This window comes from Psychrobacter pocilloporae (assembly GCF_029872915.1).
GTDB classification, from domain to species: Bacteria; Pseudomonadota; Gammaproteobacteria; order Pseudomonadales; family Moraxellaceae; genus Psychrobacter; species Psychrobacter pacificensis.
Map to the genome: position 1 here is coordinate 2,568,782 of NZ_PGFT01000001.1, position 19,406 is coordinate 2,588,187.

Here is a 19,406-nt window from a genome sequence, read left to right on the forward strand (position 1 = left end):
CAGACTGGTATGAGAAAAACTCATACCTCATAGATTAGGAGTTCGCCATGTCTCGAGTTTGCCAAGTGACTGGAAAGCGCCCTATGGTGGGTAATAATGTTTCGCATGCAAACAACAAAACCCGTCGTCGCTTTCTGCCAAACCTTCACAACCATCGTTTTTGGGTAGAGTCTGAAAACCGCTTTGTACGTCTACGTGTGTCTACCAAAGGTATGCGCATCATTGACAAACTTGGTATCGATAAAGTGTTAGCGGATCTACGCGCACAAGGTCAAAAAGTTTAAGTTAAAAATAGCAGCTGAGTGATGACTCTCATTATTTAGCTGCCGTTTTGCTACATTAGCTGTGGCAACTTGCTCTTTGAGACACGTACCTATCGTTTGAAGACCCCTCATTTACAGGAAAGCTATCATGAGAGATAAAATTAAATTAGTATCAACAGCTGGTACTGGGTATTACTACACCACTACTAAAAACAAGCGCACTATGCCTGGCAAAATGGAAATCAAAAAGTTTGATCCAAAAGTACGCCAGCACGTGATCTTTAAAGAAGCTAAAATCAAATAATCTTCATTTTATCAATGGTATTATTTGAACAAAAAAAGGGTTTATCAATGGATAAACCCTTTTTTTATGTTTGTATATTTAGCTATCTTCAGCTCACTAATAACTAGATCAACTGTAGTGCGTTGGTTCTTTATCATATACATGCGCATGCCACTTACTCATTTGCTTTTGCATAATGACCTGAATCGCAGCATGAATCATGTGTTGACCAATCACTTGAGTGTCACTACCAAGTAGCTCTTTTAGCTTGTCAGAAAAGTCGATAGTCATCAGCGGCGCTTCATCTTGCTCGGCATCACGCAACAACAATCTACCATCATCTGCTTCCACTAACTCTAAGGTGGTTTCTTTGGCAAACCCTGCAAACTGATCGCTACTTTCGTTGTCTACTTCTATATCATTATCGATATCATATGGCATTAATATGTTCCTTATTATCCCGTTTAGTACTGGTAGAGAAACTAGTGATTGCAAAGCCGTTATTTATTGAAAACAAACGCATTCGGCAAATCTATCATCTTACAGTAACGCGGGTAAATCTGTCTTACTCATACAATGGACGCTTTAACACTAGAATTCAAGGGCTATCACATCAGTCTTCACTATAAAAAACTTGGATGCCTTGCAATAAGGACACATTAGCGCCAATAGCGCAGTTTCGCTAACGTAAATAAGAAAGCAACGAACATCCCAAGGTAATAGACCAGTTTTAGCTCAAGGGTGGGATCGCGGTATTTAAAAGGCAGAGCAACAGTCGCCGTTGCAGTCGGAAGTATCAATAGCATCAGCAGCCAGTTCTCAATCACATTGAGCCAACCCTGTAAATCCGTCCCGTTACGCAGTGAAGCGAGCCCCATCAAAAGACAAGCTATGATTAAGCTGGTAAATAAGCCATTTGGTAAATCTTTTGGATAGATAATTTTGGCAATACTGGCCGGTACAATTCGCATATAAAATTCCAGCCATGCACATAGAACATGGCTTAATGATTAAAAAGTATAAAATAGCACGTCACAATGCAAGCATAAAAAAGCACTATATTTATAGCAAAACCCTTTAACTATAAGTGCCCATCAGCCATAACATCGATACACAAGAAGTCAAATAGCCCAAACTAATGGCATTCCAGCTCTCGATATGCAGTCCTTTAACCTTGTTGACTATACGAGAACCTACCCAAAAAAACAGCGGAATACCTAACATGAACGCAGGCACAATGACCGCAGCATGGCGCAACACTGTTCCGACATCATCACCCACCATCAAACGAAAGCCATAACCTGCCAAGCTCAGTACCAGCGCAAATATAGCCATGCCAATGGTAATACCTTTGGGCACCAAGCTACGTTGTGTCTCACTTTTCGGTGTCTGATCAGTATGTTTCATCGTCTCAGAAGGTTTCAATGAGTTGGTAGAATGTTTGTTGTCCATGATTCACCTTTACATGACTGGCCACTGCGCACAATTGCAAATGATATGGCCTACTTCAATACTGTTTTTTGGTCGCCAACACCGTTTATCGATCATGTCACAATATGCAGATTAGCTATTATTGGCTAAAGCCAACTCTGCGCGCATCTCATCAATAGCCGCTTTATAGTCTTTTTGGTTGAATATCGCAGACCCAGCGACAAACATGTCAGCCCCTGCTTCAGCAATCGCACGAATGTTGCTGGCTTTGACACCGCCATCTACTTCTAATCTGATATCTCGACCACTGGTGATGATACGCTGACGTACCTGACGTATTTTGTCTAATGTGTTATCGATAAACGACTGACCGCCAAAACCAGGGTTAACACTCATCAATAAAATTTGATCCACTTTATCCATCACACAATCTAGATGGTGTAATGATGTGGCAGGATTGAGTACCAAACCGCACTCTGCCCCACCATCTTTGATAAGCTGAAGAGAGCGATCAACGTGATGACTGGCTTCTGGATGAAAGGTGATGATACTTGCTCCCGCTTCCAAAAACTGCTCAATCATACTATCGACAGGTGATACCATCAAATGGACATCAATTGGCGCTTCCACACCATAGTCACGCAATGCCTTACAAATCATGCTACCAAACGTCAAATTGGGTACGTAATGGTTGTCCATTACATCAAAATGAATCACATCAGCACCCGACTCTAATACCTTCTCCACTTCTTCGCCCAACCGCGCAAAGTCAGCTGAGAGTATCGATGGGGCAATAAGATAAGGTCTAGCAGGACTGTTCATAATTGGGCTACCTAATTCATGTTTATATAAGATATGGATAGATTAAAAGAAAATTCTAATTGGCTCACATATGCTGCGAGCCTTTGACATATTGATACTAAATACTTAGTTGTTTAGCGCTGCTTGTATTGGGTCTTACAATAAGCACGACCAACTTCAAAAGAGCGCTTTGCCTCATGCTTGGTAGCACGATTACTCACGCGCTTGCGCTATAAACGAAAAGATGATGGCTTTAACGTTTGGCGCATAAATTTGATAACCGCAGTCTCATCGAGACCATAGCTATGCTCTATCGCACCGAATGGCGTTCTGTCTTCCCATGCCATCTCTATCACGCGAGATATTTGCGTCTCATCAAGTACTCTCTCACCTGCATCGTTGACGGTTTTTGCGATATACTCTTTTGCTTTCGCTTCGGATACGTGGTCACTATCGACATCATGTTGCTTTTTTGCCAAAGCAGCATCCATATCCGCTTGCATAGTCGTTTTTGTAGCGCTTGTATCTGCTGACTTATTCTTCGAATTAGAAGCTGTCAAGTCTTGATAACCTGCCATAAAAACTACCTTTTAAACATGAATGCAATAGCAAAAAATGTATTACGGTCATCTGAATGACCTCTTAGCTCATCTGAGCCATATGCCAATGATGCTCGATATGATCATTAATCACCGTTTGGATAAAATAATAGCTGTGGTCATGCCCCGCTTGATAGCGTAATGTTAAGGGCTGTTCGGCTTTCGCACAAGCGTCTTGTAGTTTAGAAGTCTGTAGCTGACCTTCTGCTAAGAAATTATCAGCCGCGCCTTGATCAACCAAAATACTGGCATACTGCTGTCCCACTTTTTCGATCATCTGCGCCGCATCGGCTTGTGCCCATAGAGACTTATCATCACCGAAGTACTCTGTATAGGCGGCTTGCCCCCATGCAGACTCACTGGCAGCACACACTGGCGATAATGCCGATACGCTGACAAACTTACTCGGATACTTGAATCCTAGTAATAACGCGCCATGGCCACCCATCGAGTGCCCTGTAATACCGATGCTATCGATAGGAAACTCTGAGCGTAATAAGTCATATAGCTCATCAACGATGTAACTTTGCATATTGAAGTTGTCTGACCACGGTGCTTGAGTGGCATCTACGTAATAACTTGCACCTTGACCAACAAAATAGCGCTCATCATTTGGTACATCGCTGTCTTCACTACTTCTAGGCGAAGTATCAGGTGCGATAAGTATCATACCAAGCTCGCTACATTTTTGTTGAAAATGACCTTTATGCGTCACATTGTCCGCGTTACACGTCAGACCCGATAGATATAATATCGCAGGACAACGTCGTCCAGCCAAGGCCTCATCAGGTAGATAAATACTAAACGTCATAGAGGTTTTGGTAGACGTCGATTCGTGACTATAATAATGCTGCTCACCATTAAAACAGCGATTTACACTTTTTTGGGTAAGCTGTTTATGGTTAGACAAACTATGACTATAAGAATTCTGCATGAGTGATATCCTTTTTATTCAAAAAACCAACGATGGCGTTTAATAAGTGCTCGTTATTTGATACTAGCATTTGCCAGTTACTAGATCATTTCTCATATTTATTCGGCAGCTGCATCTACTTCGCCTACCGATAGATTAGCAGTAGTTTCAGGTAAAGCATTGACGGTCGTAGAAGCAGTATTATTCGTAAGACTTGCAACTGAAGGTCGCGCTTTATCAAACAGCACTTGCTCAAATGCAGGTAAGGCGGTTTCCATCAAACTGCCGATTACCATCTGCGGCTCTGATGGCTCAAACCCCATTGCGCTCTCACGCTCATTGACACGTATACGAGCATCCTTAAAAGCCAACTCAAAACTGGTATTCCCTCTCAAGCTTTCAGCAAAAAATGCTTGACCAAAATACGTCATCTCAGCCGTATTGGTACAACCAAAAGATGCTTTGTCAGCGGCTGATGCCGTTATCACCACTGTGGTCGGAGACGCTAGTTCATCGATGAATGATCCCGAATAACAAGCAGACACCACAATCACACGCCAGCGAATACCCGAGGCGTCCAGTGCTTCACGAAGCCATGCAGCATCTAGATTGTCCATCGCGATTGGCGGATTCGCTAACTGAACGATATCCTCGTTACCATGTGAAGACAACGTCAAAAACAACACATCTTCATCAGCATTCATCTGCTGACCGATCTTCTTTAAGCCGCGTAGGATGCTGGTTTTGGTCGCAATTGGCTCGTCCATCCAACTATACGTATTGTTAATCAAAGACAACGAGTGCCCGCTGGTCCCAAAACGCACATCAAACAGCTCACGTACTTTATTGATCTCAGAACGAAAGACGTTTTGACTAGAGAACCCTGCCACACCCATAAAGTACCAGTCGGTTTTGCCATCGATACTTGGGTCTATACTATTTAATGCTTGCTGTAATAAACGGGGCTGCTCATATAGTGCCGCCTCTTCCAACACAGGCTCTACTGGAATTTGCTTAAAGATAGGCTGATCAGCGACATTGCGCTGCCAGATCGTCAACAATGCCACAGCACCAACTAGGATAATAATTCGCTCCCACCATGGTATGCGCAGGCGACGAGAAAAAATCCATAGCAAAGCAAGCGTCTGCCATAAAAACAATACCAAAAATAGTATGGGTAAAAACGAGTAACTCCACTCAGGTAACCAGCCATAGCTACCAAAAAACTGTACCAAGCTCTGCAATAATGCAGATAAGGTATCAGCAACCAACCAAAGAACGACGGGCACAAAAACCAGTGTCTGATTGCTGGCTCGCCGTGCCAAAATAATACCGCTTAATAAAATAATCATCGGCCAGATCAAATAACTGACCAGCCCCTGCTCATTGAATATACTACCACTTTCAGCCGCCAACCACGAAAATAGGACGTTACTACCAAGTGCCAATAAGGCAAATACAGCAAACTGTATAAAGGTGGGCTTTACCCAAGAAAACGCCCGAGTTGAACCCACCAACATCCACAAAGTTGCGATAATATTGGCAGCGAAATTAAGCGAAAAACGCTGGAGCGATACGGTTTTTAACGACGTAAGTGACAAAGACTTAGACCTCTAGCCAGTCGAGAAAAATAAAATGACCCAATGATAACTATCATGATGTCGTCGCCGCTTGATGTAATCGACTTACGATTTTTTCACGGCTGTAGACATCTATTTATATTGAATTCACGATGGAATGTTTATCGAAGATGACTAGCATTAACCAATAGTTTAGCTCGCTAATCTATCGCGATTGTAACGGATTGTCGGTCAAGAGGATAAGGATGATTTGTAAAATTCATTCAAATATAACCATAAACCTCAATAAAAAAGGAGGCCTTGCAGACAAGACCTCCTTTTACATCAATTACCAGACATTATCTCATCAATAGCTCATTAACGCGTTTTAGATAAGCGGCTGGATCCTCTAACTGACCGCCATCTGCTAACAATGCTTGATCAAAAATCACTTGCGCCAAGTCGTCAAATTGCTCACTGCTCTCAAGCTTTTTAATCAGCGGATGATCTGGATTGACCTCTAGTGTTGGCTTACTCGCTGGTACATCTTGACCCATTTGCTGCAGCATCTGAATCATTTGTGGCGATAACTCACCTTCACCAACAACCAAGCACGCAGGGCTATCAACCAAACGCGTCGAGACTTTGACATCTTTAGCACGCTCACCAAGTGCAGTTTTGAGCTTATCAACGACAGGCTTTAGAGTTTCTTCAGCTTTTTCGGCTTCGGCTTTTTCGGCTTCATCCTGCAAGTCACCCAAATCTACCGCGCCTTTTGCGATGTTTTGTAGCGGTGTCTCATCGAATGAGGTCAAGAAATTCATTGCCCATTCATCGACACGGCTGGTCATCAAAATAACTTCGATACCTTTTTTCTTGAATAGCTCGAGCTGCGGGCTGTTTTTTGCCGCGGCTAAGTTATCAGCCGTTAGATAATAGATCGCTTTTTGCCCTTCTTTCATACGAGCTTTGTAATCTTCAAAACTGGTCTCAAGACCGTCTTGCGTGCTGGTTGCATAACGTAATAGCTTAGCAATACGTTCTTTATTGCCGGCATCTTCGCCCAGACCTTCTTTGATGACATCGCCAAACTCTGCATAGAACTGCGCAAATTTTTCTTGCTTATCGCTGTCTTCGCTATTGGCAAGGCTTGCCAGCAAAGTCAAGATACGGCGCGCGTTACCATCACGGATAGATTTTACATCACGTGACTCTTGTAGTAGCTCGCGGCTCACGTTCAGTGGTAAGTCAGCAGAATCGATCACCCCTTTCACAAAGCGTAAGTACATCGGTAATAGCTGCTCAGCATCATCCATAATAAAGACGCGCTTTACATAAAGCTTTAGACCGTGCTGCTGCTCGCGAGTGTATAGATCCATCGGGGCTTTTTTAGGGATATATAAAAGCTGGGTATACTGTACGCGGCCCTCGACACGGTTGTGCGTCCACGTAAGCGGCGCGTCCATGTCATAAGTGATGTTTTTATAAAAATCGACATACTCATCATCGTCGATTTCAGAGCTTGAGCGTGTCCATAGCGCACTGGCTTTATTGATGGTTTCCCACTCATCAGTGAGCACCATTTCGCCACCAGTAGGCGTGTCATCATTTTCGTCATCGACGACATCTTCTTGCCAGATCTCTTTACGCATTTGAATCGGCAGACTGATATGGTCAGAGTATTTATTGACCAAGCGCTTGATCTTGCTTCGGTCTAGGTAGTTATCTTCGCCCTCGCTATATTCTTCTTTTAGGTGCAAAGTGATCGCGGTACCGCGCGTGTCTTTGGTAATAGGCTCAACCGTAAAGCTACCAGTGCCATCTGATACCCAGCGCACGCCTTTATCAGCAGGCTCACCCGCTTTACGTGATTCAACGCTGATGGTGTCAGCCACGATAAAACCTGAGTAAAAACCAACACCGAATTGACCAATTAATTGTCCGTCTTGTTTTTGTGATTCAGACAATTTATCCAAAAAGGCTTTGGTGCCTGATTTGGCGATGGTACCTAAGTTTTCGATGGCATCGGTTTCATTCATCCCAATACCGTTATCAGTAAAGGTAATAGTTTTGGCGTCTTCATCGACGGCGATACGGATTTTTAATTCGCCATCGTCTTCATAAAGGCTATCATCATTGGTGGCTTCAAAGCGCAGCTTATCGCAAGCATCCGACGCGTTAGAGACGAGCTCACGGACAAAAATATCAGCGTTAGAATATAGTGAATGCGTGACCAAATGCAGCAACTGCGCCACTTCTGCTTCAAACGTATGTTTTTTTAATTCTGGATTCAGACCTTCAGCTTGAGTTGCTTCACTCATAAAAACTCCTTTAAATTCTATGAAAGACCTATTATCAGATAACGATATACTCACTAAGGCCGCTCTCATAATGTTAGAGACCCTGCCGTATGTGATACCGTTAAACTGTCTATACTAATAGGGTCATTGAGAAAAAATTCAAGCTCAAAAGCCCTATTCAATAAAAAACACCGCGCTTGTTTATCAAGGCGGCGTTCTGGTATCAGTCATTTTTTAGCGCAAGAACAAAAGCTAACCACTATTCTGAATAAGCCTCTATTAATAACTCCCAAATAGTCGTCAGTTTTTTGGAAAATTGAGTATATGCTTTCATAGTAACCTCTATGTCGATTGATATCATCTGGTTGGTAATATCGTCTTATTAGCTACTATTAAAACCATTTCTCCAATATTTGTATAATTAATTGATTACAACATATCGTTTCGTTTTCCAAAATTACTAGACAGTTGATTCTTTCTCTTTTAACGTGGCATCGGGCGAATGGTGAGAATCTGTTCGCTACGACCGAACGGCCCGTATATATCGTGCAATACTGCACTGGTCAACCCAATACCATCATCGCCATATTGTTGTACGGCTTCAATACCGAGCCAGCGACCTTTAGGGACACGGTGCATATGGATTTGCAGGTCTGTATTAGGGAACATCCACTCTAACTTAGACAACCCAAGACCCAATCTTGGTACAACACCATTGGCCGTATCGACCATGCCCAGCAGATGCACCATATCATCAGTGGGTACGCCCTCTACCATCTCGACATCGTTGGTTATCCAAACCATGCCGCGACCTTCTCGGCGATCTGGAGCGGCCACCAAACGCACACTTTCAATAAACCCGCCCGGCCAGCCTTTCATGTCTTCCCAAACGGGCAACTCTTCAGGTTTGTATTTTGCTGGTTGATCTTCAAGTCCGGCAATCTCACTGGTATCTTGCGTCATCAGACGCCACGCTCGAGCAATGATGGCATCACGGCCACGGCTACTCATAACCGCTTCAATCAATTCAATGGTCTTGCCCGGTCGAATACAGCGAGTGGTGACGGTAAAATCGTCCAGCGGTATCAATCCTAAAATGTCAAGGCTGATACGAGCGATACGCATATTGGCTTGCGGCGCATAATTGTTTAATTCAGCCATAAGCAGTCCTGTCGCTGGGGCCATATGCTGTTCGTGCTCATTCCAAGCGCCTTGTGCATGCTTGGTTGGCTGGTAATGCGCCAGACTAACTCCGTCTTCTGGCTGTTCGCGTTTAATAAATTTGTAATAAGCAGTCATAACTATTCTCTATTTCCTATATTTGGCATTTTCACCTGTATTTTTTATTTATGCTTGTATTTTCTATTTATGGGTAAGCTCTTGTTTTCTTAGTATGAGAATACCGCGAGCTTTTTGTATGAAGAACAGTAAGCAAATCATTATGACTGCGAGTACAGCGTAAAGAACGCTTTTTTCTACCATAAACTTCATGATATTCATAAACAGTACAAAGACCACTGCCACCATGACAAGCATATTGAGTCTCAGTTGCTTATTCACTTCAGCGAGCGTGGCTTCTGCCAATACAAATCTGGCTTTTGGTTCTTTCATGCGAGCTTATCCATATAAATGATGATTCATACAAATACGAGGGCGTGTCCTAATTACTTACCAACTTGATTACTTACCAACTTGGGTGACAGGAATCCGCAAGGCTTTCGGCAGACTAAACGTTACGTTTTCTTCAATACCAGATAGCTCACTAGGCAGATCGCCCCCCCAGTCCTGCAACTGTTGTAACACTTCTTGGATCAGCACTTCAGGCGCAGATGCGCCAGCGGTCACGCCGATACTCTGCACACCATCCAACCAACGCTTATCCATCTCACTAGCGTTATCAATTAAATATGCACGGCAATTCATACGCTCTGCTAGCTCGCGCAGACGATTAGAGTTTGAAGAGTTTGGCGAGCCGACGACTAAAACGACTTCGCAACGACTGGCCAAATCTTTTACCGCATCTTGGCGGTTTTGGGTGGCATAACAGATGTCGTCTTTACGGGGACCTTGAATACTAGGGAACTTTTCACGCAGTGCATCGATAACACGAGCCGTATCATCCATCGATAGGGTTGTTTGAGTCACAAAAGCCAAGCGTTCGGCATTTTCCACAGTGAGAGCAGCAACATCAGCTTCGTCTTCCACTAAATGGATTTGCCCACCGTTTTTTGCATTGAATCGACCCATCGTGCCTTCTACTTCTGGATGTCCGGCATGTCCTATCAACACGGCATCCATACCGTCTTGTGCAAATTTTGCCACTTCAATGTGTACTTTAGTGACCAAAGGGCAAGTGGCATCAAATACGGTAATATCACGGCGACCAGCTTCATCTTCGACTGCTTTAGAGACGCCGTGAGCAGAGAAAATCACCACAGACCCATCCGGTACTTCGTGAAGCTCTTCGACGAATACCGCGCCCCGATTTGCCAAATCCGACACCACAAATTTATTATGTACAACTTCATGACGGACATAGATGGGTGGCTCAAAACGTATTAGTGCTTCATTAACAATCGCAATCGCACGGTCCACACCAGCACAAAACCCACGGGGATTGGCAAGATAAATTTGCATAAAAAGGCCTATCGTCGGATAATTTATATCTAAAGCTTATGTATAAAAGCTTTGATTCAAAAGTTGGGGCAAAATCAATGCTCTACTTTAGCATAATTTGATTTTATTGCCCTCAAAAATAGCAGCGCACTCATTGCAATATGTCAGGTGCAAACATCAACATGCTAGCTACATATTGCAAAACCCACTTTATCTCATATAAAAGCAGTTTATAATGACGCAACTACGATGATTTCTATCGCCATACATGATGGCGTTTTTTCTTTTTTCCAGTCTCTACCACTGACTGAATCGTCTTTTAGTCTGTTACTAAGACGCATTTTACTAGCACATATTCCATTAGGATAAATTGTATGACAGGTTCATTATTTATTGTTACTGCCGCCTCAGGTACGGGCAAGACCTCACTGGTTAAGCAATTACTTGCTACGACCAACGACTTAACGGTCAGTATCTCACATACGACTCGCACCCCGCGCCCAGGCGAGATTGATGGTCAGCACTATCATTTCACAGATACTGATAGTTTTACCAATGGTATCAATGCGGGTCTATTTTTAGAGCATGCAGAAGTATTTGGTAACTATTATGGCACGTCAGAGAAAAGCGTACGCACCCAACTAGCAGCGGGGATTGACGTTATCTTGGAGATTGACTGGCAAGGGGCGACGCAAATCAGAGAAATCTTTGCCGATGCCATTATGATTTTTATTCTACCACCCAGCATTGCTACATTGCGCCAACGTCTCTCAACCCGTGCGCAGGATTCTGTAGAAGTGATAGAGCGCCGTCTAGCTGGCGCGGTCACCGAAATGGCACAATACGTAAATGCTGACTATGTCGTGATCAATGATAATTTTGATGTAGCCTTAGCTGAGCTAAAAGCGATTATCGTGGCGGATAGACAAACCCTTAGCCGTCAGCAGCAGCGTTATCATCGCACGATTAGCAACTTGCTAAATAAGCAAGTAGAAGAGTAAACTAGGCTACAATGCTCGTCAGGTGCTTATCTAACAAGTAGATATAAAAAGCAACTACGCGACTTGGCAAAAAATGCTATAATATTTAGCTATCCCCTTTTATGTATTTGATATTATTTTTATTGAGTGGCGGGCAAGGTCCGTGGCTAATAAAAACAACCGAGGTAGCTATTTATGGCACGAGTAACGATTGAAGATTGTTTGGATAATGTTGATAATCGCTTTGAGCTAATTTTGGCCGCAAGCAAACGCGCCCGTCAATTGGCCAAAGGTATTGCCGAGCCGTTGGTTGATGTCGATAATGACAAGCCTACAGTATTGGCGTTACGTGAAATTGCCGCTGGAAAAATCACCCGCGACATTCTAAATCAACCAGAGCATAACTTTGCAACGAGCTCATTAGATTTAGCATTGTCAGGCGATCATAGCTTCTAAAAAGCTATTTTTGATAAGGTTTGTTTTGCCAAGTCTTTGAAGCTGATAATGGCTTTATAAGATAAACATAACTTTATTGATAACAAAAACCACAGCATAGGCTGTGGTTTTTTGGTTGTAACTGTATTGTATTTGCTGTTTTGATAGCCATTTATCTATCAAAATAGCCCACTGAGTCAAATTTTTTCATCGCCTACTCGCTTATCAGTTGACATTGAATGCGATTTGCGATTAATTAGAGAATGGCCTATCCCTACTTAAGTTTCGTATGGTTGGTCAATATTCAGTCACCATTCACTGCTTACTTCAATCCATAATCAAGTCAGTCATGGACAATAGGATCGTCATTTATGAGTCAAACCCTACCCAAACTCAGTCATCATCTCGTCGATGACGCTCAATATAACTTGCTGCGTTCAGTCGGTTATCTCACTGCTGCTGAGCGCCGTGACATTGTTGATGCCTGTGAGTTCGGTGATATTGCGCACATTAAAGACAAGCGTAAATCAGGGGAACCTTATATCACTCACCCTATCGCAGTGGCTGAGATACTGGCGGGCTTTCGCTTAGATCGAGATACCATTATTGCAGCGATTTTGCATGATACGGTCGAAGACACCGACGTGAGTGACGAGCAGCTCGAGCAGCGTTACGGCAAGATAGTGGCTAGGCTGGTCGATGGTGTGACGAAGCTAAAATCCTCCTCTCACAATAAGCAGCAAAACAAAGCCGCGACCTTTCACAAAATTTTGACCGCCACACTCGCAGATCCACGGGTACTTATCATTAAGCTTGCGGACCGCCTGCATAACATGTCCACGCTTGATGCCGTGCGCCCTGAAAAACAACGTACGACAGCACAAGAAACGTTAGATTTTTATGTGCCATTTGCACGCTTGATGGGGCTTAATGATATCGCCGATTATATTGAGGTGCTGTGTTATCGTAACCTTGATTCTGATATGTACAACAAGATATCTGACAAGCTGCTACAGCATGGACTTGGGCGTAATTTCCAAAGAGAAGCCATTCATCGTTATCTGAGTATCGTGCTTAATAATTTGGGGCTCAACGGACTGGTCAAAGTATTAGACAACCGCGTGGTCATTTACCGTCAGTTTTTCCGCAATCGCGGAGAAATTAACACGCTGCTACGTCACTATGCATTTGAGATTGTCCTCGATAATATCGAAGCTTGTGACAAGTTGGCGTATTATCTTATTAAAAAGTATCAAATTGATGATACGCACATTGCTGATAATATTCGCAGGCCGTTACCAGGTGGCAATCAATCACTCACGCTCATTTATGAGCGCGACAACGATGTCGTAAAAGTGACTATTTTGACCAAGCAAATGCAAAGTGCTGCAAGGCTCGGCGTTATCGGTGCAGAGCACGCCTCTGAAGTCAGTCAATCAGTTATCCAAGCGTCACTGCGTAACATGAAAGACTTGGTCGATGAAGACAACTTAAATGAGAATAGTCCTAACTTTTCGGCAGCGGTCTCGACTATTAATGAGCTGATGGATTATTTGCATTCGAGTAAGATTATTTGTTATAGCCCGCAAGGTCGTGCCTATGAGCTACCACAAGGGGCAACGGCATTAGACTTTGCTTACGCAGTCGGGCCTATGGTTGGTAACGTCGCTGTCGGTGCCAATATCGATAATAAAGCAGCAAAACTCGGTACCGTGGTAAAAAACGGACAGTCCGTTGAAATTGAGATAAACAGTCACTCAGAACCAAAAGCAGAATGGTTAGGATTTGTGGTGACCAACAAAGCGCGTGAAGAGATATTACGTTGGTTCAAAGACTTATCTACCGCTGACAAGCAGCATCATGGTCGTCAAGCGTTAGATCGTGCCCTTAAAACCTATCAAAAAACGCTCGATGACCTAACAGAGGATGATTGGAAAGATCTGACTGAATGGCGCGGTGTGACTGAAAAAAACGCCCTATTCGAACAAATAAGCTCCGGTACACTACTGCCACAGCTTGTAGTCACTCGTTTGTTTAACGATGAAGTCAGTGACGTACAAGCCAAAGCGCACAACGAAGACATGACGCAGCCACAGCAGCTGATCGCCAATGCCTCTGGGGTTGAGCTCGATTTTGCTAACTGCTGTCATCCAATCTATGGTGACCCTATCGTTGGGCACTTATCTCGGCACGGCTTGGTCGTTCATCGACACAAATGCTTTTCGCTTGACGACATTCGTAAAGACAATCCCTATCAGGTGATTCAACTGCGTTGGCGTAGTGATAACGCTGTAAAACAAGGTGAAACAGACGAGCATGATATAAAAAATAGCGGCAAAATACGTTTTCCTGCTTACTTAAAGCTGTCTATTGCGCTTAGCGATGAGCAAATCAGTAAAGTGATTTATCATCTGCGCCAGCTGCATATGGGGGTTGAGACCGTTGACGTGCGTAATAGTGATACTATCATCCATATCATCGTACGCAGTCGCAATCACTTAGCTCAAGGCATTCGTGAGCTGCGTTCATTACTCGGCTTCCCTAACATCATACGGCTATATCAATTATAATAACCCTGCCTGTCTAGCAAACTCTTTGTCTAGTCAGATTTGAACGCATCGCGCTGAGGTTTTGACAACCTCTAAAACAATAATAGGCACTGTTGCTTGTCAGTGAGCAGCAGACCAACGAATAAAATACGAAAAGGACACAATATGGCTCGTCAAACAATCCAAACAGATAAAGCTCCCGCAGCTGTAGGCACTTACTCACAAGCCGTAAAAGTTGGCAACACCGTTTATATTTCAGGTCAGCTTGGTTTTGACCCTGAAACCATGGAATTAAGAGAAGGTTTTAAAGCACAGGCTGAGCAAGTGTTCGAAAACATTAAAGCGATCTGTGAAGCGGCTGGTGGTAGCATCAACGACGTGGTTAAATTTAATGTATCTTTGACTGATTTAAGTGACTTTGCGGTTTTAAACGAAGTATTTGTGGCGAACCTAAGCGAGCCATATCCTGCTCGTGCTGCCGTACAAGTCGCAGCCCTACCTAAAGGTGGCGTGGTCGAAATCGAATCTATCTTATATATTGACTAAACTGATAGTAATTTTTTTAGATACTCCTATAACAGTCAATCTATCATAAGCTTAGCATCATGCTAAGCTTATTGGACTCTGCCTCTTTTTCTTCATTTCACATCAATATTAATCTGATAAGACTGCGAAGCCGTTTATGTTGGTACAAGTTGCGCTGCCCGTACCCCTTTATCGGGTGTTTGACTATAGCTTACCGGCGGATATGCTTGCTTCGCCAGACCGTCTGATGCCGTCAATTGGAAGTCGCGTTGAGGTTTCATTTGGTCGCCAAACCTTAATTGGTATCGTGATTGCTCATGTTTCTGAAGATGAAAGCAGTGTACCCGTCAATAAAATCAAACCGATTAATAAATGTTTGGACGCTGACCCTATTTTGGATCCCAGCATGCTCAAGCTGGCTTATTGGCTGGCGCGTTACTATCATTATCCACTCGGTGATGTCTTAGTCGTCATCCTGCCAAGCCTTGTCCGCCAAGGTAAGCCACTAGATCTGCTAATTACTCATTGGCGAATATTGCCACATATCACTGATGATGATTTTCGTGCCAATGCAAAAAAGCAAAAGCAGCAGTTTGACATGCTAAAGCTACATGGTGAGCGCGGTGCTAGTGAAGATGTTTTGCTATTAGAAGGGATGCAGCGAGCATTTTTAAAAACGCTCGAAGACAAAGGTCTAATCGAGCGCTATATCCAAACCAAGCAATCCCCTTCTCCCGTGAAATTGGCAAAAATGCCGCTTGATCTCAATGATGAGCAGAAACTTGCCGTTGATGCCATCGTTGCTGCGCATAAATCTGAAATCTATACTGGCTTTTTATTAAATGGTATTACTGGTAGCGGCAAAACTGAAGTCTACTTACAAGCGATGCAGGCGGTACTAGAAGCAGGCAAACAAGTGCTGATCTTGGTGCCAGAAATTGGTCTCACACCGCAGACACGTGCACGCTTTGCTAGTCGATTTGCCGCTCATATTGTTTTGCTGCATTCCGGCTTGACTGATACCCATCGTTTGCAAGGCTGGCAAGACTGCCGCACCGGTCATGCACAAATTATCATCGGTACGCGCTCAGCAGTGCTCTATCCATTTGCAGCATTGGGATTGATAGTCGTTGATGAGGCGCATGATGGCTCGTACAAACAGCAAGACACACTGCGTTATCATGCGGCTGATGTCGCACTCTATCGCGGCCTACAGCACAACATACCAGTCATATTAGGTACGGCAACGCCTTCTCTTGAGCATCTGAAACTGGTCGAAGACGGCAAGCTGATAGAGTATCAACTACTGACTCGTCCCGGCAATGCCAAGCCTGCAACCATGCAACTGATTGATGCGCGCCTGCAAAGCACTCACCAACAAACACAAGATAATGGCGATCGCTATGACACGGGGCTGACAGACTCAATGATTGGGGCAATTAAGCAAACGTTAGATGCCGGTGATCAAGTCCTGGTATTTTTGAATCGTCGTGGCTATGCGCCTGTTTTATTGTGTGAGGCTTGCGGTTGGCAGGCAGATTGTCCCCGCTGTGATGCTCATTTGACCGTTCACTATAACAGTCTGGCGCAGCGCAGCGGCTATTCAGGTAGCTCTTATTTAAAATGCCACCATTGCGATTGGCAGGCATACATTCCTACAGTATGCCCTGATTGTGGCAGTCAAAACCTAGATGCCAAAGGCATGGGTACGACAAGGCTCAGCGAAAACCTGCATGCAATCTTTGCCAATCCCCAAACCAGCAAAGTGATTTATCCGATTATTCAAATTGACCGTGATACCACCAGGCGCAAAGACAGCTGGGAGAACATTTATCAGCAAATCAATCAAGGCGATCCTGCGATATTAGTTGGTACACAAATGGTGGCTAAAGGTCATCATTTCCCTAATGTCACGCTGGTCTGCTTACCCAATGCCGATCGCGGATTTTTATCAGCAGACTTTCGCTCACCTGAGCATACAGCGCAGCTCATGATACAAGTAGCTGGCCGTGCGGGTCGAGGTGACAAAGCGGGTCGCGTGTTGATCCAGACCCTACAGCCTGACAATGAGTTACTGTTAAAACTGGTCAAAGATGGTTATTTATCGTTTGCCCGCGAGCTATTGCAAGAGCGTAAAATGATGGGCTTACCGCCTCACAGTTATGCCGCACTGATACGCTGTGAGGGCAAGACGCTGGCAGCCACCACTCAAGCGCTCAAAGATGCCATTGCTCACTTACCCAGTGCGCACCATCTTGCGGTTCTTGGTCCTATTGACGCTCCGATGAGTAAAAAGAACAGCCGCTATCATGCGCAGCTACTACTCTTAGCCAAAGATCGTGCGCACTTACATCATGTATTGAACCAATGGTGGCAGCCCGTACTTGCCTTACCAAGTGCTAAATATCTCAAGCTAACCTTAGATATCGACCCCATTGGTTGGTAAAACCGACACTTATCATTCGTCGGTGTTCTATATAGTGTTGTAATTTTTGTGATTTGTGCCTCCTAATGATTTTTACTTCGTCGTTACAGCTTCTCAGGCGTGGCTATGTTAGATTTATAACCACTATCAGGTGGTATGTATCCAAAAACCTCCTGCTACCTGAACCACAATGGATATTGTTTACTAAACCTCGCTATTAGCTGACTTGAGTGTTGTTATGAATCAAAATAATCTTAGCACTGACGAGCACGATCATAATCACCATAGCCATGAGTACAGTCATGACCATGACGACCAGTTAGAATCGTCATCATCGCAAGATACCAAAGGTTATCAGCGCACCTTGCTGTTTAGCTTTATTATCATCACCGGTTATATGTTTATAGAGGCTATTGGCGGCTGGCTTACTGGTAGCTTGGCGCTATTGTCCGACGCAGGTCACATGCTGAGCGATGCGGTTGCTTTGGGCGCGACCTTGATGGCATTCAAAATTGGTGAAAAATCAGCCACGCACCAAAAGACATTTGGCTATAAGCGTTTTGAGATACTGGTCGCGACCCTGAATGGCGCTACGCTCGTTTTTATCGCCTTGATGATTTTTTATGAAGCGATCAAACGCTTTAACTCTCCACCAGAAATCGCAACCCAAGGTATGCTGATTGTGGCGACGGTCGGTATGCTGGTCAATATCTTAGTTGCATGGCTTATGCACCGCGGCAGTCATGCGGTAGAGGATGACGGACACGAGCACAGTCATCATAGCGATACTAAAAAAGAGCGTAAAAAACCTGCCAACTTAAATATGCAAAGCGCGTACTTGCATGTGCTTAGCGATTTGATGGGCTCTGTTGCTGCTATTATCGCTGCGCTATTGATGTTGGGGTTTGGTTGGGTATGGGCAGATGCTGTGGCATCCGTGATTGTCGCCATTCTTATATTAGTCAGTGGATACCGTGTCGTACGTGATTCTGTGCATATATTAATGGAAGGCACCCCTGCCAACATATCGCTAGTCAACGTTGAGCAAAAATTACTCGCACACCCTCAAGTACAAAAAGTCCATGACCTACACGTTTGGAGTATTACCAGTGGCCTACACGCCCTATCCTGCCATGTTGTAGTCGATGGAGACATGAGTATTCATGAGTCGAGTAGCCTCATTGCCAATCTTGAACAAAGCCTATCAGCGCTCGGTATTCATCATGCGACTATTCAAGTTGAAAGTTTGTCACATCCAAAAAACAGCTCACATAGTGAGGCTCTTGTTTGCGATATTTCGGGACAAGCACCTGCTGGCAACAGTCATATTGGTCATAATCATTAAGAGCAAATACCAGTATTGTTAGAAACCTGACCAATTATTGGTTATGTTTTATCAAATGATATAAATAAAGCAATATGTGCCAAATAATCCAAGCAGCCACCAACACCCAAAGGCTGATACCAACCATGAGTAACATCATTCTGACCCATATATCGAGGCAGCCATTGCAGATATTTGGCAAATAGACTGAGCCCATGTTTGACATCATCAGCAACCAAAACCCAAGTGCGAGTATGACACCGGTACAAATGACGATAAAGGCTCTTTTGTCAATCATCTTCAATGAGGCTCGCCACTTAGGACAAGCTGTCAGTTCTGATGAGTAGTTACTCATAACGGTCATTCTCAATAATCTGATTGGCTATAAATCATTGTTGTCTTA

At 43.9% G+C, this 19,406-nt stretch carries 19 protein-coding genes and 1 pseudogene; 8 read left to right on the forward strand and 12 right to left on the reverse strand.

Going from position 1 to position 19,406, the window contains the following annotated elements:
• Positions 1-47 precede the first annotated feature (47 nt).
• Positions 48-284: a 50S ribosomal protein L28 gene (gene rpmB, locus CUR83_RS10940; RefSeq protein WP_057761372.1), complete on the forward strand. Its 237-nt coding sequence runs from the start codon at positions 48-50 to the stop codon at positions 282-284.
• A gap of 127 nt (positions 285-411) precedes the next feature.
• On the forward strand, positions 412-567 hold the full coding sequence (gene rpmG, locus CUR83_RS10945; protein WP_010201403.1) for a 50S ribosomal protein L33: 156 nt from the start codon (positions 412-414) through the stop codon (positions 565-567).
• A gap of 108 nt (positions 568-675) precedes the next feature.
• Here the strand turns inward: rpmG and CUR83_RS10950 are convergent, their stop codons facing one another.
• The 11 genes and pseudogenes from CUR83_RS10950 to ispH all read right to left on the reverse strand — a co-directional run bounded on the left by CUR83_RS10950 (position 676) and on the right by ispH (position 10,786).
• The gene (locus CUR83_RS10950) at positions 676-987 is read right to left on the reverse strand and encodes a hypothetical protein (RefSeq protein WP_071003085.1); all 312 of its coding nucleotides are present in this window, start codon (positions 985-987) and stop codon (positions 676-678) included.
• 218 nt (positions 988-1,205) lie between these two features.
• Positions 1,206-1,517 carry a hypothetical protein gene (locus CUR83_RS10955; RefSeq protein ID WP_058024609.1) on the reverse strand — a complete coding sequence of 104 codons (312 nt, stop codon included), beginning with the start codon at positions 1,515-1,517 and terminating at the stop codon, positions 1,206-1,208.
• Between the two features lie 106 nt (positions 1,518-1,623).
• Positions 1,624-1,953 carry a hypothetical protein gene (locus CUR83_RS10960; protein WP_071003769.1) on the reverse strand — a complete coding sequence of 110 codons (330 nt, stop codon included), beginning with the start codon at positions 1,951-1,953 and terminating at the stop codon, positions 1,624-1,626.
• Between the two features lie 156 nt (positions 1,954-2,109).
• On the reverse strand, positions 2,110-2,799 hold the full coding sequence (gene rpe / locus CUR83_RS10965) for a ribulose-phosphate 3-epimerase (protein ID WP_284719649.1): 690 nt from the start codon (positions 2,797-2,799) through the stop codon (positions 2,110-2,112).
• A gap of 113 nt (positions 2,800-2,912) precedes the next feature.
• Positions 2,913-3,194 (reverse strand): annotated as a pseudogene (locus CUR83_RS10970) (TIGR03643 family protein).
• A 226-nt stretch (positions 3,195-3,420) separates the two neighbouring features.
• On the reverse strand, positions 3,421-4,311 hold the full coding sequence (gene fghA / locus CUR83_RS10975) for an S-formylglutathione hydrolase (RefSeq protein WP_212564228.1): 891 nt from the start codon (positions 4,309-4,311) through the stop codon (positions 3,421-3,423).
• Between the two features lie 98 nt (positions 4,312-4,409).
• A complete protein-coding gene (locus tag CUR83_RS10980) occupies positions 4,410-5,891 on the reverse strand; it encodes a C13 family peptidase (protein ID WP_212564227.1) in 1,482 nt (493 codons plus the stop codon).
• A 317-nt stretch (positions 5,892-6,208) separates the two neighbouring features.
• On the reverse strand, positions 6,209-8,170 hold the full coding sequence (gene htpG, locus CUR83_RS10985; RefSeq protein WP_284719650.1) for a molecular chaperone HtpG: 1,962 nt from the start codon (positions 8,168-8,170) through the stop codon (positions 6,209-6,211).
• A 462-nt stretch (positions 8,171-8,632) separates the two neighbouring features.
• Entirely contained in the window at positions 8,633-9,448 is an 816-nt protein-coding gene (locus CUR83_RS10990; RefSeq protein ID WP_212564225.1) for a thioesterase family protein, read from the reverse strand.
• A 63-nt stretch (positions 9,449-9,511) separates the two neighbouring features.
• On the reverse strand, positions 9,512-9,760 hold the full coding sequence (locus CUR83_RS10995) for a hypothetical protein (protein ID WP_212564224.1): 249 nt from the start codon (positions 9,758-9,760) through the stop codon (positions 9,512-9,514).
• Between the two features lie 69 nt (positions 9,761-9,829).
• Complete coding sequence (gene ispH, locus CUR83_RS11000) at positions 9,830-10,786, reverse strand: 4-hydroxy-3-methylbut-2-enyl diphosphate reductase (RefSeq protein WP_058024602.1); 957 nt, start codon at positions 10,784-10,786, stop codon at positions 9,830-9,832.
• A 353-nt stretch (positions 10,787-11,139) separates the two neighbouring features.
• Here ispH and gmk point away from each other — a divergent pair, with 353 nt between their 5' ends.
• The 6 genes from gmk to CUR83_RS11030 all read left to right on the forward strand — a co-directional run bounded on the left by gmk (position 11,140) and on the right by CUR83_RS11030 (position 19,024).
• Positions 11,140-11,766 carry a guanylate kinase gene (gmk, locus tag CUR83_RS11005; RefSeq protein WP_071003072.1) on the forward strand — a complete coding sequence of 209 codons (627 nt, stop codon included), beginning with the start codon at positions 11,140-11,142 and terminating at the stop codon, positions 11,764-11,766.
• Between the two features lie 174 nt (positions 11,767-11,940).
• Positions 11,941-12,201: a DNA-directed RNA polymerase subunit omega gene (gene rpoZ, locus CUR83_RS11010; protein ID WP_071003070.1), complete on the forward strand. Its 261-nt coding sequence runs from the start codon at positions 11,941-11,943 to the stop codon at positions 12,199-12,201.
• Between the two features lie 350 nt (positions 12,202-12,551).
• A complete protein-coding gene (locus CUR83_RS11015) occupies positions 12,552-14,750 on the forward strand; it encodes a RelA/SpoT family protein (protein WP_093071154.1) in 2,199 nt (732 codons plus the stop codon).
• Between the two features lie 144 nt (positions 14,751-14,894).
• Positions 14,895-15,275, forward strand: coding sequence for a RidA family protein (locus CUR83_RS11020; RefSeq protein ID WP_093071156.1), 381 nt, complete (start codon positions 14,895-14,897; stop codon positions 15,273-15,275).
• A 136-nt stretch (positions 15,276-15,411) separates the two neighbouring features.
• The gene (locus CUR83_RS11025; RefSeq protein WP_284719651.1) at positions 15,412-17,700 is read left to right on the forward strand and encodes a primosomal protein N'; all 2,289 of its coding nucleotides are present in this window, start codon (positions 15,412-15,414) and stop codon (positions 17,698-17,700) included.
• 217 nt (positions 17,701-17,917) lie between these two features.
• Complete coding sequence (locus tag CUR83_RS11030) at positions 17,918-19,024, forward strand: cation diffusion facilitator family transporter (RefSeq protein WP_284719652.1); 1,107 nt, start codon at positions 17,918-17,920, stop codon at positions 19,022-19,024.
• A gap of 34 nt (positions 19,025-19,058) precedes the next feature.
• On the opposite strand, the gene CUR83_RS11035 is transcribed toward CUR83_RS11030, so the two are convergent.
• On the reverse strand, positions 19,059-19,358 hold the full coding sequence (locus CUR83_RS11035; RefSeq protein WP_093071164.1) for a hypothetical protein: 300 nt from the start codon (positions 19,356-19,358) through the stop codon (positions 19,059-19,061).
• Positions 19,359-19,406: the final 48 nt, after the last annotated feature.